Below are 14,871 nucleotides of genomic sequence, written 5' to 3' on the forward strand. Positions count from 1 at the left end.
GATGAGCGCAGCCCTAAGTCGGTTCAGATAGCCCTTGGATTGGAATTGAGGGAATCTCTCCGGCAGGAGTGAAACCAAAAATTTGACCATAAAAATACAGTTCAGCTGCTAAGGTCTGCTGGATGGTGCTGGCCTGGCGAAATCCGTGGGCTTCTGCGGGAAAGGTGAGATAGGCCACCGGGATGCCTTTGGCGATTAGGGCATTAACCATCATTTCCGCTTGGTTGGGGGGGACGACTTTATCTTCCAGACCTTGGAAAAAGATCACACTGGCAGCCAGTTGCTCAACAAAGTGAATCGGGGAGCGTTGGTAATAAACCTCTTGACCAGCGGGATAGGGAGCCACCAGGCTATCAAAATAGCGGGCTTCAAACTTGTGGGTATCCTGAGCCAGGGCTTCGAGATCACTGATCCCGTAATAACTAGCCCCGGCCTGGAAAGTTTTGCTAAAGGTCAAGGCGGCCAAGGTGGTATAGCCCCCGGCACTACTCCCCCGCATCGCTAATTTTTGCGGATCAACCCGGCCGTTCTGAACCAGATATTCCGCCCCCGCAATACAGTCAGCGACATCATAAACCCCCCAATGTCCCTGCAAGGCATCCTGATAGTCCCGGCCATAGCCCGTACTACCCCGATAGTTCACATCCAAGCAAGCAAAGCCCCGACTCGTCCAAAATTGAATCCCTAAGTTAAAGCCTGTGCTGGTTGCGGCAGTGGGGCCACCGTGACATTTGACCAGTAGGGGTGGTTTTTCACGAGCAGGGGCGACAAAGTTGGGATTAGTGGGGGGGTAATAAAAGCCATAGGCAACGGTATCGGCGGTGGTGGGAAAGCAAAGGGCCTGGGGAACGGCTAAATAATCTGGGTCAATCGGGAGGTGGGTTGAGGTTTTGAGGATTTTGTAGGAGGTAGATTCTGAGGTCATGCTCCTGAGGTCTAGTTTAATAATTGCGCTGGGGTTGGTTGGGGAACTGGCGACAAAGTAGGCGGTCTGGGCATTGGCCTGGATGCTGTGAAAGTCGGTGAAGGGCAGATCAATGATCTCCCAGGTTTGATGGGCCAGGTCGAGAATTCCCAGTTGCCCAATGCCTTGATGGCCGACGGTGCAAATCAGTCGTGTTTGATCGGCGATGGCATAGGTTGATTGGCCAAAAACCCAGTGGGGAGTCCCAAATTCTAACTCCAAGGCCTGGGGAAGGAGGGGAAGGATTTGTTGGGGGTGATTGACCTGCCATTGATAGGGATTGCCCCAACCACTGCGATCACTAATAAAAATTAGGGTTTGATTGTCCAGCCAGCGCGGTTGCCCCACCGATTCAGTTTGACTGCCAGCAATTTTGCGCCTATCCCCTAGTTTCCCTGTCTCCAGAACTGGCGCAACCCATAATTCACAACCATCCCAGGGCATTTGTGGGTGATGCCAACTCAACCAGGCCAGCCATTGCCCATCAGGACTTAAAGCGGGGGAAGAATAAAAATCGGCTCCTTCTACGAGAACGGTGGGGGCATCGAGATATGACACAGAATCCGGGAGCGGGATTGTCACCAGGGTATTGCTGACGGGGGGTGACTGATGATCTTCCTGGACAAAAATTAAACGCTGCCGAGTTCGATCCCAGATTCCATTGGCATAGCGACAGGTCGGGCAGTTGGTCAGGGCCTGGGGTTGGCTGGAATTGGTCGGGAGATAGTAAACCTGTTGGTCGGCGTTGTGAATAAAGTAAATCTCCCCCTGATTCACGCCGTAGGCCCCGCCCCCATATTCATGCACTCGGGAACGGACATTCCAAGGGTCAGGAGTTAAGTCTTGGACTTGGCCAGGGTTTGTTTGCTGGACTAAGACGGTGCGCCCTTTTTCCTGGGGACGACTTTCTAACCAATAAACCCGATCTTGATCCAGCCCAATCCCGTCCAGCCCAATCCCGTCCAGGCCAACCGCATCAGCGACTAAAACTTCCGTTGTAATCGGTGACTCCCAGGCCCCGTAACTAGCAATGGTTGGCATTGGTTTAGGCCTCGGAGTTCTGGGTTTCAAGTTTAGCGAGATATTGAGCCTCTAGTAAAAATGCCCCCCGCCCTAAACGCACGGCCCAATAATTTCCCGGATGTCGGCCCAAAATGACCCCTGTTTCCCCCAAAGTCAAAACGTCCGGTGGGCGCAGCATGGGCATGGGTTCAGCGGTTTTTACATAACTAGGCAAACGAATCAGTTGAACCTGATCTCCGGCCTGGAAGTCTGAGGGTGTACCTGTGTCCATAAGTTCTATTTTCCCTCAAGCCGTTCCGGTTGCGCGCCTTCACCCATTAGCCCAAGTTTCAAGTTTACATCTTCATAAATATCCATAATTGCACAGGTAAAGTTCAGGCCTGGAATAATCAGCGTATCTCCAGCTTTATAGGTTGTTAAGAGCCATTGCTGCGGAGCCTGGCGGTGATAACACTCTAAGCGAGCCTCGGTGTGGCTAACCAGGAGATAGTACTGGAGAGAGTCTAATTTTTGATAGGCGATAAATTTGCGTCCTCGATCAAAGCTTTCAGTAGTTTCTGATCACACTTCAGCAATCAAAATTGGATAATTGACCAAGGAAGCCATTAGGTTCTGGTCGCGAGGATTACAGGTAACAACAACATCGGGATAAAAGTAAAAGGCTCCAGCTTCAATATTAACTTTGATATCTGTGACAAATGTCCGACAATTTTGTCCCCGGAGTTGTTGACGGAAGAGGGTTCCCAAGTTGAGGGTAATTAAACCATGAGCCTGAGTAGTCCCGGCCATGGCATAGATTTCCCCTTGATAATATTCGTGTTTTGTCTCACTAGTCGCTTCCCAGGCCAAATACTCCTGAGGTGAGAGGGCGAGATTTTCAGGCTGGGTAATCATAGTTAGCCTAGAGAGATATTGGGTTTGACGATAGGGGCTGGAATGGCTCGTGGGTTTAATAAAACTAAGGTGCAGTGAGTTGATCGAATCGTTAGCAACTTACTGATTTAAACTAAAGCGCAAAATAATATCATCAAAGTCAAAATCTCCTCCGCCAAGCAGATCTTCAAACCCAATCACATTAGCTCCCCATTTAGTCCCGTGGCTGAGTCCATCTTGGTTGGCGGCTCCAAAGGTAAAATAAACTATTTTGGTTACACCATTGGCATCAAGTGCATTCACCTGCAAGAACGGTGCATATAACCCTCCACCCATAATATTGAAGGAAAAACTCTTGGTTTCCAGATTACCAATGGTTAGGGTGGAGCCGGACGTTTGGAGACGGTTTGCGGTTGATAAGGCAGCTTCAGAATAACCTGCTTGGCCTGGAGCCAGAATAGTGCCCGTCAGGGGATCTAGGACACTACCATTGCTGTCCAACAGGCGATAAAAACCCATCGAGCTTTCAAACGCTGCTTCTCGACTATAGGAACCAGAAACCGTTACGGTTGTCCCTTGGGTGAAATTCCTAGCATCAATTAAATCTATGGGAATGGGATGACTCAGGGGTAGAGCTAAATCCGTTGCCTCATCCGTAGCCGCAGCAAAAGACGCATAAAAATTCTTGCCATCGGGGTCAACATATTGATAGATCTGATGGCCTGTTGCCAAGTCTTTGACCGCTAAACCAAGATTGTTACCGATGGGAGTGCCACTGAAGGGGTTGCGCATAACTGGGCCATCCACCTCCACATAGGAGACATTGGAGTTTTGAGTCAGGTTATCTTGAACGTTGATGCTGTGGGGGCTACTGGGGACGGTAAAGGGGCCAGGCGGGCCATTTTCAGGATCATTACCCGGCCCACCGGGGTTATAAACGGGTGAGTAATCTCCCGCGGAAGGCATTTCTACCCGTCTAATTTGCTGAACTGCGGTCTCATCTCCGGCCAAAATAATGTCGTAATAGTTGTCGTGGTCTTCAATGTAAGTTAGATCGTAGGTATCTTGCACTGCGGCCAAGTCTGCTAAACCCACAACACGCACAATGCCAAATCCAGGGATGTCATAATTAATGCCAGTTTGGGTGAGGTTTATCGTTTGTCCATTAATACCTTCCGCTTGGAGTCGAAAATAGCGTCCAAATTCTGTGGGCAATAAACTCGCAATACCATCCGGGGAAAATCCAGCACTGGTGTAAGTTCGTAAGCGAAATTGGGATTGGTTGCCGTAGAGGTCTGAGCCACTATTTTTTTGATTAGTTGCTAACCAAATGGGCGCGCCTTCGCCGAGGTCACTAAAACGGTTGAGTTTGGCAGCGATAATTTTGGGCCCATTACCTTCTACATAGGGATTGAGGCTGTCAATCGTCAACCCAACGGCACTAATTGGCCCATTTGGCCCCACCATTTCTAACGGCGTACTATCTAAAATCGTTTTGACGGAGATGGGATAAATGGCACCTGGTTGGCCTGGGGTTAAACGATTGCCAAATTCGCCGGTAATCACAACAGTTTGTCGCTCGTTATATTCACTATTGGGCAGAAAAGAAGCAATCGCCGGGGTGACAATAGTGCCAGTGTTGAGAATGACTTGAAAGTCGGTGGGGTTAACTGTCTTAGGTAATAGCGGCCATGTGAGTACAATCGGAATATTATCGTTTTTCTCTAGGTCAACTCCGTAAGTCCGCTGAACTGTATCGGTACTAATGGCCGATGTGTAAGCCCGTTGAAGAGTAGTAGTCAGGTTGCCGAGGTTATTCCAGGCCACATTGTTGTCAAAGGCAATTTGCTGGGAGGTGGCATCGGTACTATCCATACCTGGAATACCCATGTAGCCCTCAAAGCCGTAATTGGCGGTAAATATCCCAGCTTGGACTGAAAATAAATCACTATTGAGCAGGATATTTGTATTCAGGGAGCTGCTCTGACCAGAAGTATTCAGACGATCGCTGACCAGATAGGTGAGTAAGCCATGTGCACGGGGGGTATATTGAATCGTCATGATGGTTTAGGTTTTCTAACGATTTTCAGAGAGGCATTTTTAGCGGCTTTTCTAATTCCTGATGCTAAGGAGAGCTATAGAAATTCATCAAGATTTGACCCAGGCCCGGTGGTGTTTCCTCACCTGTATTGGTAACACTAGTGGCATAGATTAAATTTTGCTTGGTGTTCCCAGGCCAAAGGCCGCATGAATCGCTTGGAGGGCTGTGATCCCATCGGTTTCGGCGACCACACAACTGACTCGAATTTCCGAGGTGGCAATCATTTGAATGTTAATCCCGGCCTGGGCCAAGGCCGCAAACATTTTCGCTGCAATCCCTGGCCGCCGAATCATTCCGATCCCAACAATGCTAACTTTCGCCACATCAAGCAGGAGATCAATATCGCCACACCCCCAGGCTGGAGCGCGATCTTTCAAGATTCCATGGGCAATATCAGCATCCGCTTGGGCCACGGTAAAGGCAATATCGCGGGTCATTTGATGATTCACTGGCCGCGACCGCTGGGACTGAATGATCATATCTACACTCACCCCGGCATCGGCTAAGGTCTGGAAAATTTGGGCAGCCATCCCCGGCAAATCGGGAACCTGACGCACGGCCAATTGGGCTTGCTGAATATCTAGGGCAACACCGCGCACAGGAGGCTGATCCGCTGTGGTTTGGGGGTCAAATTCCGGTAAGGCAGTATGAACGTCAAAAGTATCCTGGAGTAATCGTACGGCTTTCGTGGCATCGGCTTGGCTCACGGTACAACTGACGTTTACTTCTGAGGTGGAGATCAGTTGTAGGTTAATCCCGGCCTGGGCGAGAGTCGAAAACATTTGCGCCGCCACCCCTGGCCGCCCAATCATTCCCGCGCCAATAATGCTGACTTTCGCAATACTGTCATCCACAAGCACTTCCGGGGCCTGGAGGGGGGATTGACCGGGATTGCTGGGGTTAAAGGCAGAAGCAACGGCCGCAGCAGGATTGAGACAAGCTTTTTGCACCGTAAAGGCAATATCATTGGTGGTCGCTTCATGGATGGACTGAATAATTAAATCTACATCCAGGTTTTGCTGGGCTAATTCGCCAAACAAGCTTGCAGCAATTCCCGGTCGATCCGCCACCCGCAATAACGCCACCTTGGCCTGGTCTAAATCGAGGCGAACCCCATCTACCGGCTTACCCAGTTCTAAGTTTGCGGTTGGGGCTTTGGGGGCTATTGGGGAAATCACTTTTGTCCCCGGTTCATTGGTCCAACTGGAGCGCACCACCATCTGCACGCCGTAGTTCCGGGCAATTTCCACAGCGCGGGGATGGAGGACTTTGGCTCCCAAACTGGCCAATTCCAGCATCTCGTCACAGGTAATTTCCGCCATCAGTTGGGCATCGGGAACCAGGCGCGGGTCAGTGGTTAAAATGCCTGGCACATCCGTATAAATTTCACAGAGATCTGCTTCTAAGGCCGCTGCCAAGGCCACCGCTGAAGTATCCGAGCCACCCCGGCCCAAGGTTGTCACTTCTAAATCAGCACTGTTACTAATCCCTTGAAATCCAGCGACAACCACCACCTTGCCTTCGGACAAATGCCGTTTCAACCGCTCAGTGGAAATATCTAAAATCCGGGCCCGGGTGTGGGCTGTTTCGGTGGTGATGCCAACTTGGGCCCCAGTCAAGGAAATGGCATCCTGTCCCAGGGCTTGGAGGGCAATACTCAAAAGGGCAATGGAAACCTGCTCCCCGGTGGCCAACAGCATATCCAGTTCCCGGCAAGACGGATTGGGGCTTAGTTCATTGGCAAGTTTGACCAGGCCATCGGTTGTTTTCCCCATCGCCGACACCACGACCACGACTTGATGCCCGGATTTGACCGTCTGAATGACTCGCTGGGCCACGGCCTGGATGCGCTCTACAGAACCAACGGAAGTACCGCCATATTTTTGAACAATTAAACTCATAGGGGGTGCAGCAGACAAAAATGGGGAGTTATAGATTATTACAAGTGTTATTAGACCTTATCAAAAAATGTCAACTTCACCAGGCCACCCGTCAGCAACACAATTAAGGTGACAATGAAACTCCAGAGACGATTATCTGTAACCCGTTGCCGCTCTGACAGTTCATCTACTTTGTCACTAAGAGCTTTAAATTCAACCCGTAACTCATTGATTTCTGCTTTAACTTCAGCCCGCAGCGTATTAAACTGCTCATCAGTTCTGGCCTGGCTAACTTTAACTTCTAGGGTCAGGGCCTGAATCGCGTCTAAAATCTGTTTGGCTTCTGAAGCGGTTATAGACTCGCTCATCAACGACCTCCTTTCCGTGATTACTCAGCAAAAGCCCTTCACTGTTTCAAGATACCATTGACTAAAACTGGAATAGCTCATATCTCATCAGGATTTGACTCTTACACATACGCCAAAATAGTTCTGGCTCAGGATTATGGTTGGCCTTGATGATCGGTAATACTCATTATCAGTGGGTAAAACTTTATGGCAATCCGTTACTCCAGGCCAGAGATGGGTTTAACCAATTCCTTGCACTTGGAGACTAATTAGTGGTTAAGGGAGTTTTCGGTACAATTTCCATTAACTCAAACCGATAGACTTCAATGACAGAATTAGCTAAGAGTTGATCGCAAATACTTTCCAGTTGGGTTTTGGCCTGAGCTTCATCCGTTGCTGTCAGTGATAGTTGAATAAATTTGCCAATTCGCACCTGCTCGACCCCACTGTAACCGAGGTGATGGATACCTGCTTGCACGGCTACACCGGCCGGGTCTAGTACCGAGGGGCGTAAGGTGACATACACGTTGGCCTGGAATTGGGGCATAGAGCTAAAATCTCTTGAGAGCTTCAACCATCCAATTTAGGCGTTCGGGGTATTCTCCAACAAGGCGCGCACCCCTTCCAATGTGGCCGGAATAGCTCGGGGATCCATAAACATCACTTTGCTGCTGTCACTGTTGCCAATTTTCTCACCCATATCTAAATAGCCACGGGCCAAAAGAAACTGGAGGGCTTCCCGAGCTTGGGGATCTTCTCGCAACGCCTTGGCCACCACTTTCATCGCTTCCGCAGTGCCTTGGGCCCGGAGAATTTGATCCTGTTGCTCGGCCTGGGCTTTGAGAATCACCACCTTTTGATCGGCTTCGGCCGCTAAAATCGAGGACTTTTTTTGAGCTTCTGCATCTAACACTTGGGCTTCCGCTTTCCCCCTAGCACTGTTAACCGCAGCTTCCCGTTCCCCTTCCGAGGTGAGGATGGCGGCCCGTTTGCGGCGTTCGGCGGTCATTTGCATTTCCATGGATTCTTGCACGGCCTTGGAGGGGACAATATCCCGCAACTCCACCCTTGTTACCTTCACTCCCCAGGGATCCGTGGCCACATCCAGTTCTTGCAAGAGCATTTCATTGACTTGAGAGCGGGCAGTGAAGGTTTCATCGAGTTCTAATTTCCCCATCTCAGAGCGGATTTGGGTTAAGACTAAGTTGATCATGGCCATTTTCAGATTTTCGACTTTGTAGTAGGCCCGCTCCATGTCCAAGATGCGCCAATAGACCACGGCATCCACACTGATGGCTACATTGTCACGGGTAATGCACTGTTGGGGGGGAATATCGAGGACTTTTTCGCGAATCGTTTCTTGATAGACGACTTTATCTAAGACTGGGACGACAAAATTGAGACCGGGTTCTAACCGCCGACTGTAACTTCCCAGCCGCTCGACTAGGGCCATGTTGCTTTGATTGATAATCCGGACAGTGCTGGCCACTCCCGATCCGCCTAAGGCTAACAGGATCAAAAACCCAAAGAATTCACCCATTTTCTAACTCTCCCGCTTGTCGTGATGACCAGGCCCCTCCCCTTTGTTATAGTCTCTTGACCGAAGCCATGAATTAGATCATCAGGAAAAATTAATATTCTGCAAACAAGCTACAATCTCCTCCAGGGAATGTATTATCCGTTCATGGTCAGTGATTTAGAGAGGGGCTATTGGCTGGCCTGGTCGCGGGTGACAGGTTTGGGGCCAGTGCTTCTGAAGCGAATTTGGCAGCGGTTTGGTTCCATGGCCCAGGCCTGGGAGGCGGATTTAGACAGGATTGCCCAGGTGGAGGGAATTGGCCCTAAGGTGCTGGAGCAATTAAAAATCAATCGGACAAAAATAAATCCGGGTCAACTTCTAGAGCAACATCAGCAGAAAAATCCTCAGTTTTGGACTCTCTCCGACCCCGACTATCCCCGCACCCTGGCCGAAATTCCCGATCCGCCACCAATCCTTTATTACAGTGGTCAAGCTCAACCCGCAGAAAATGCTGGGCAAATTCCGATGGTGGCCATGGTGGGGACAAGGGAACCGACTGAATATGGCAAACGCTGGACAAGACGACTGGCTGAACTGTTGGGGCGACATGGGTTTGTAGTTGTTTCAGGGTTGGCAGAGGGGATTGATACCCAGGCCCATTGGGGATGTTTAGAGGGGGGTGGCCGCACTATTGCTGTGTTGGGGACAGGGGTTGATTTAGTTTATCCGCCCCGCAATCGGGAGTTATTTGGAGAAATTATCAACCAAGGCCTGGTGGTGAGTGAATACCCGAGTCAAACCCCACCGGATCGGGCCCACTTTCCCCGCCGAAATCGGATTATTGCGGGCCTGTGTCGGGCAATTTTAATCATGGAAGCTCCGCGTAAATCTGGAGCTTTGATCACCGCTGACATGGCCAACGAATATGGGCGGGATATTTATGTTTTGCCCGGAATGCTTGATAACGACCAGGCCATCGGTTGCTTAAGTTTGCTCAATCGGGGGGCGCAGGTGATTTTGGGCGCAGGGCATTTACTGGAACTCTTGGGCCGGACTCCGATTCTGGATGCACCTAATTCTGCTTCTAGTCAGACCGCTAACCTAATCCCCAGGCCCCGGCTTGATCCCCAACTGGATCACGTTTTAGATCAGATTCTCCACCTCAACCAAGGCCAGGCCAGCGGGATTCCCTTTGATTTGATTGTCCAGGCCTGTGAACTTGACTCCGGATCTGTATCCAGCGCGCTCCTCCAACTTGAACTTTTAGGATTAGTGAGCCAACAGCCGGGAATGCGTTATCTAAATCTCTGTTCTGGGGGCCAACCCTAGCATCAGAAAGTTTTGCCCCAAGGTGAGCTAGAGTATTGATTACCCCAACAACCTGAATCCTCAACCCGCTGAGTCGGGGAAGTTAATGCACCAAACCTTTGACGCTGCTTTAGGGATAAATCTGCTCCATGCCAATCAAACCGGGGCGGATCATAATCGGGCCCATTTTGACCAGTGGGGAATCACCTGCTGCAACATCATGAGTAGCCCAGGGGCGGGGAAAACAAGTTTATTAGAAGCCACTTTGCAACACCTGAGCCTGAAACTGAAAATGGCCGTGATTGAAGGGGATATGACCACCGAGTTAGATGCAAATCGTTTGCGCCAATATGGTGTGCCAGTGATTGCCATCAATACGGGGCGTTCCTGTCATTTAGATGCCCAAATGGTGGCCGGGGGGTTAGATCAGTTTTCTGAACATTACCATCCCGCTGATTTTGACTTGGTGTTAGTGGAAAATGTCGGTAATTTGGTCTGTCCGGCGGAGTTTGAAGTTGGTGAGCATTACAAGGTGGCCTTACTGAGTGTGACGGAAGGAGAAGATAAACCCCTCAAATATCCGATCATGTTTCGGGAGGCGGATTGTTTACTGATTACGAAAACGGATTTAGCTCCCTATGTGGATGCAGATTTAGAAAGAATTATCAGTAATGTCCGAGAAATTAACCCGGATGTTGCGATTTTTCCCGTATCTGCCAAGACTGGAGCCGGCCTGGGAGATTGGTTTGGGTGGTTAGAACAAGTTGCCCCTCGACCAGTTTTATCTAAGTCATAGACAGCTTTGGCACGGCCTAATTTACGCAAATAATGATTGATTGAAATGAAGCCATTGTCATTTTTAAGGTGCGTTGGTTCTGATTGGGACTTTTTCTAGCCTAGCGAACATCCTGATAAAATTTTTTCAAGGTATTGGCAGACACTCCCAGGCCCCAGAGAACCCCAATTCCTAGATAAATTCCCGTTGCTTTCCAGGCCCCCCAAGCTGCCACCCGCCGATCTGATGACACCACGATTCGATTCACCTGTTTAATGGCACCAAATTGGGTGAGTTTTAAGCATAAATCGGCTTCTTCCATAATCGGTAAGGTTGGATCATAGCCCCCACAGGCCTGGAATTGAGACCGCCGACAACAAATCACCTGATCCCCAAACAGCAGCCGTAACCCTCGCCACCAAAATAAATAAGGCCGAAATAAAAACGGAGCATAATAGGTTTTGAGATAGTTATGGAGCGAAATTCCCCAGCGTGTGATCTGACTCCCGGTCATCAGGGAAATAAAACCAATGCCAGCAATTTGAGGTTGGGCTAAAATTTCACAAATCACGGCCACTAAATCATCAGGAACGAGGGTGTCGGCATGGAGGAAACATAAATACTCTCCCTTGGCCTGGGCTGCCCCTAAATTCATTTGGATGGATCGGCCGGGTTGGGGTGATGTGATTAATTTGAGATTTTTGAGATTGCTGGCCTGGGCAATATTTAGGGTTGCATCTTGACTGCCCCCATCGACAATAATGATTTCTTCGGGAGTGGGATTCAGAATCGCTAAATGGTTGAGGGTGCGTTCAAGGGTTTTCGCTTCGTTTAAGGTGGGAATAATGATTGAAGTTCCAGGCATAATGTATGGTCAGTTAACCTAAAATAAGCGTAATGCTTTCCAGATAAGATATGAGTTGTCATCACATCATTACCATAGAGCCTGATCAACGTGGGGGCAACCTTGGATTCGGCCCATGAGAATCACTGTTTATGATGTCTTAGGTTGGTTAGCTGTGGGGATGTCTCAGGCTGAAATTTTAGATGACTTTCCCGAGTTAACTGAAGCGGATATCAGCGCTTGCCGAGAATTTGCAGCCGATCGCGACCATCGCCTTGTTGCCTCAGCAGGTATTAGTTGAAGTTTCTATTTGATCAAAATTTGAGTCATAAACTGGTGATCAGGTTGGCAGATATTTGCCCTGGTTCTAGTCATGTTCAACTACATGATTGACAAGAAAAGACCGATACTGAGATTTGGGAATTTGCCAAAATCTATAACTTTTGTCTTGTCACTCAAGATGCAGATTTTGTTGAGCGTAGTCGTTTATATGGCTCACCACCAAAAGTGATCTAGCTCCGTTGTGGGAATGCACCAACCTATTAAATGGAAGCAATTATTCATTTTGGAATGTCAGCCATTCAAGAACTAGTTAATAATCCCAATTTCCATTGCTTAGAGCTACACTAGAACATTGAGGTTAAGTTGCTATTGCACCACTACAGGAACTCCCCGCTCCTGCCGTACAGCCAAAGCAATGCCGATTGGTCATAATAGCACGCCGCTGGAGTTGGCTTGGCTCAAAATCCTGAATTAGAAGCGGTTCTCCCTTGGCATTGAGGATCGGTAAATCGAGCATTTGGTTAAAGTCACAGTCATATAACTTGCCATTCCAGGCCACGGACAGGGTGTTGCGACACATCAAGCCAGAAATAGTCTGGGGATTAAAGGATTTGACGAGGAGTTCTAAATAGGTTGTTAGTTCTCCTTGAGTTTGTAAGTAATCTAAATAGCGGGCAATGGGCATATTATTGAGGGTAATCAGGCGGTCAAAGGTGACTCCATAATTACTTTGCAAGGTGTCGCGCCAAGACTTTTCAATACAAGGATTGAATTTAGCAAGTTGGGGGGTAACTGGATTAGAAACTAAGACGAGTTGCCGTTGGGGATCCCCTTGTCCGTAACCGGCGGCATTTAAGGCCTGTAAGGCGGTGATTGATTTAGCAAAAGTTCCAGTTCCCCGTTGTTGATCAGTACCTACTGCGGCAAAATCCGGCAACGAACAAACAATTTCTACCCCGCGCGCCCCCAACCAGGCCGGTAAATCCGTCATCCCTGGTAACAGCAGCACCGTTAAATTACAGCGATCAATGACTTTTTTGCCCCGCGCTACAGACTCCTCAACCAAATAGCGAAAATGGGGATTCAGTTCTGGCGCGCCCCCCGTAATATCCACCGTTGTTGCAGCCGTCAAATCCAAGGCCCGTAAGCAGGTATCCACCAGCCGCCGATCCATATTTTCTTGGGTACGAGTTGGCCCGGCATCCACATGACAATGTTCACAGGCCAAGTTACAAAGCTTTCCCAAGTTAATTTGCAAAATCTCCAAATTTCCCCGCCAGAGAGAATGTTGATCATGGGCGGCTAAGGTGGCCTGGAAATTCCCCTGATGACATACACCGCTTAACTCCAAGGAGTTGAGTAGATCAAGTTGGGTCTGGGGGCTGGGAATGGTGCTGCGGCTGGGGGGCATGAGGTTCTAAAGCAAAAATTCTATCTCTAGGGTGACACAGGCCCAGGGTTATGGGGATTGCAACACGGCCTCTAGGCTCTCGGTGAAGTTGGGATAGGAGACTGTGGCCGCTGCCCCGCGTTGAATGGTGGTTGTTCCCTTGGCCTGTAATCCGGCAATCGCCAAACTCATGGCCATGCGGTGATCCCCCCAACTATCCACCTCTGCCCCCTGAAGGACTTCCCCGCCGATAATTTCCAGGCCATCGGGTAATTCCGTGACTTTCACTCCCATCCGACCTAACTGGGTGGCAATGGCCTGGAGGCGATCACTTTCTTTCACCCGCAATTCCGCCGCATCCCGAATCACTGTTGTTCCTTGGGCAAAGGCCGCCGCCACCGCCAAAATCGGGACTTCATCAATCAAGCGAGGTAGAATCTTACCTTCAATCACCGTGGCCTGGAGGGGACTACTACTGACTCGTAAATCCGCCACGGGTTCCCCGGTCACAATCCGCATATTCTCCTGGGTAATGTTTGCCCCCATTGCCTCCAAGACTTCTAAAACGCCTGTCCGGGTGGGATTAACACCAACATTGGGTAAAAATAGCTCTGAGCCGGGTGTAATTGCCGCCGCCACCAACCAAAAGGCCGCCGAACTAATATCCCCTGGGACTGTGACCTGTTGCCCCTGTAATTGCCCAGGCCCCGTAATGCTGACCTGACATAATTCTGGATCCACCTCTAAGGTCGCCCCAAAGGCCTTCAACATCCGTTCACTGTGATCCCGGGAGAGGGCGGGTTCGGTAATTGTGGTGATGCCGGGGGTATGGAGTCCAGCTAAGAGGAGACAGGATTTGACTTGAGCCGAGGCAATCGGGGAATGGTAGTGGATGGCTTGGAGGGTCTGTCCTTGCACCGCCAATGGCGCAAAATTCCCCTGTCCCCGCCCCCAAATCGTTGCGCCCATTGATTGTAAAGGCTGGACAACCCGCTTCATCGGCCGGCCCCGGAGTGAACTATCTCCCGTCACGGCATAAAACTTTCCGGGCTGACTGGCTAAAATTCCCAACATCAGGCGCAATGTGGTTCCGGAATTACCGGCATCCAACACATCGGCCGCTTCCTGAAGATTTCCGATTCCCTGAATGACTACACAATCACTATTTAGCTCGGAAATGGTTGCTCCCAAGGCCTGGAAACAGGCGGCCGTACTTCGGGGATCATCCCCCAACAGCAGGCCCCGAATTTCAGTTTGCCCCGCTGCCAAGGCCCCCAACATCAAGGCCCGGTGGGAAATGGATTTGTCCCCAGGAATCATGACTGTTCCCTGTAAGGCATAATCTCCAGGCCGGATCTGCCAGGTATCGGGGGCGAGCAGGGTGAGGGCAGTCGTCATAGAGAGTTACTCATCATCGGGCTGGAAACGGAGATTAACCGCAATAGAAAAATTTTATCCTGAGACGGTTATTCTGGTTGATTCTGAATTTAGGTCAGTCCGCCGAGAGTGTTCCTTGATTTGGCCCAAGATTTAGAAGGGGAAAGGGGTTTGGTAAGATTGGGCTG

The 14,871-nt window shown here is 49.8% G+C and carries 12 protein-coding genes and 3 pseudogenes; 4 read left to right on the forward strand and 11 right to left on the reverse strand.

The window, feature by feature from the left end:
- Positions 1 to 13: 13 nt before the first annotated feature.
- The 8 genes and pseudogenes from RIF25_RS11115 to RIF25_RS11150 form a co-directional block, all read right to left on the reverse strand.
- Positions 14 to 2,005: a dipeptidyl-peptidase 5 gene (locus RIF25_RS11115; RefSeq protein ID WP_322878610.1), complete on the reverse strand. Its 1,992-nt coding sequence runs from the start codon at positions 2,003 to 2,005 to the stop codon at positions 14 to 16.
- 4 nt (positions 2,006 to 2,009) lie between these two features.
- On the reverse strand, positions 2,010 to 2,258 hold the full coding sequence (gene sipA / locus RIF25_RS11120) for a regulatory protein SipA (RefSeq protein ID WP_322878611.1): 249 nt from the start codon (positions 2,256 to 2,258) through the stop codon (positions 2,010 to 2,012).
- Positions 2,259 to 2,263: 5 nt separating this feature from the next.
- Positions 2,264 to 2,881: pseudogene (locus RIF25_RS11125) on the reverse strand (Uma2 family endonuclease).
- 99 nt (positions 2,882 to 2,980) lie between these two features.
- Positions 2,981 to 4,921, reverse strand: a complete 1,941-nt coding sequence (locus tag RIF25_RS11130) for a DUF4114 domain-containing protein (protein ID WP_322878612.1) — start codon at positions 4,919 to 4,921, stop codon at positions 2,981 to 2,983.
- A gap of 150 nt (positions 4,922 to 5,071) precedes the next feature.
- On the reverse strand, positions 5,072 to 6,862 hold the full coding sequence (locus RIF25_RS11135) for an aspartate kinase (RefSeq protein ID WP_322878613.1): 1,791 nt from the start codon (positions 6,860 to 6,862) through the stop codon (positions 5,072 to 5,074).
- 50 nt (positions 6,863 to 6,912) lie between these two features.
- Positions 6,913 to 7,209 (reverse strand): hypothetical protein, encoded by a 297-nt coding sequence (locus RIF25_RS11140; RefSeq protein WP_322878614.1) that lies wholly within the window; start codon positions 7,207 to 7,209, stop codon positions 6,913 to 6,915.
- A gap of 244 nt (positions 7,210 to 7,453) precedes the next feature.
- Entirely contained in the window at positions 7,454 to 7,735 is a 282-nt protein-coding gene (purS, locus tag RIF25_RS11145; RefSeq protein ID WP_322878615.1) for a phosphoribosylformylglycinamidine synthase subunit PurS, read from the reverse strand.
- A 36-nt stretch (positions 7,736 to 7,771) separates the two neighbouring features.
- On the reverse strand, positions 7,772 to 8,728 hold the full coding sequence (locus RIF25_RS11150; protein WP_322878616.1) for an SPFH domain-containing protein: 957 nt from the start codon (positions 8,726 to 8,728) through the stop codon (positions 7,772 to 7,774).
- 144 nt (positions 8,729 to 8,872) lie between these two features.
- Here RIF25_RS11150 and dprA point away from each other — a divergent pair, with 144 nt between their 5' ends.
- Positions 8,873 to 10,036, forward strand: a complete 1,164-nt coding sequence (dprA, locus tag RIF25_RS11155) for a DNA-processing protein DprA (protein WP_322878617.1) — start codon at positions 8,873 to 8,875, stop codon at positions 10,034 to 10,036.
- An 85-nt stretch (positions 10,037 to 10,121) separates the two neighbouring features.
- Positions 10,122 to 10,811 (forward strand): hydrogenase nickel incorporation protein HypB, encoded by a 690-nt coding sequence (hypB, locus tag RIF25_RS11160; protein WP_322878618.1) that lies wholly within the window; start codon positions 10,122 to 10,124, stop codon positions 10,809 to 10,811.
- A gap of 100 nt (positions 10,812 to 10,911) precedes the next feature.
- Here the strand turns inward: hypB and RIF25_RS11165 are convergent, their stop codons facing one another.
- A complete protein-coding gene (locus tag RIF25_RS11165; RefSeq protein ID WP_322878619.1) occupies positions 10,912 to 11,655 on the reverse strand; it encodes a TIGR04283 family arsenosugar biosynthesis glycosyltransferase in 744 nt (247 codons plus the stop codon).
- Between the two features lie 50 nt (positions 11,656 to 11,705).
- Between RIF25_RS11165 and RIF25_RS11170 the strand changes: the two are divergent.
- Both RIF25_RS11170 and RIF25_RS17295 read left to right on the forward strand, forming a co-directional pair.
- Positions 11,706 to 11,935, forward strand: a pseudogene (locus tag RIF25_RS11170) (DUF433 domain-containing protein).
- Positions 11,932 to 12,264 (forward strand): annotated as a pseudogene (locus RIF25_RS17295) (DUF5615 family PIN-like protein). The pseudogenes RIF25_RS11170 and RIF25_RS17295 overlap by 4 nt, the downstream one beginning before the upstream one ends.
- A gap of 10 nt (positions 12,265 to 12,274) precedes the next feature.
- Here the strand turns inward: RIF25_RS17295 and arsS are convergent.
- Positions 12,275 to 13,327 (reverse strand): arsenosugar biosynthesis radical SAM (seleno)protein ArsS, encoded by a 1,053-nt coding sequence (arsS, locus tag RIF25_RS11175; RefSeq protein WP_322878621.1) that lies wholly within the window; start codon positions 13,325 to 13,327, stop codon positions 12,275 to 12,277.
- Between the two features lie 48 nt (positions 13,328 to 13,375).
- Complete coding sequence (gene aroA / locus RIF25_RS11180) at positions 13,376 to 14,704, reverse strand: 3-phosphoshikimate 1-carboxyvinyltransferase (RefSeq protein WP_322878622.1); 1,329 nt, start codon at positions 14,702 to 14,704, stop codon at positions 13,376 to 13,378.
- Positions 14,705 to 14,871 lie beyond the last annotated feature (167 nt).

The sequence above is a fragment of the Pseudocalidococcus azoricus BACA0444 genome, assembly GCF_031729055.1.
GTDB classification, from domain to species: Bacteria; Cyanobacteriota; Cyanobacteriia; order Thermosynechococcales; family Thermosynechococcaceae; genus Pseudocalidococcus; species Pseudocalidococcus azoricus.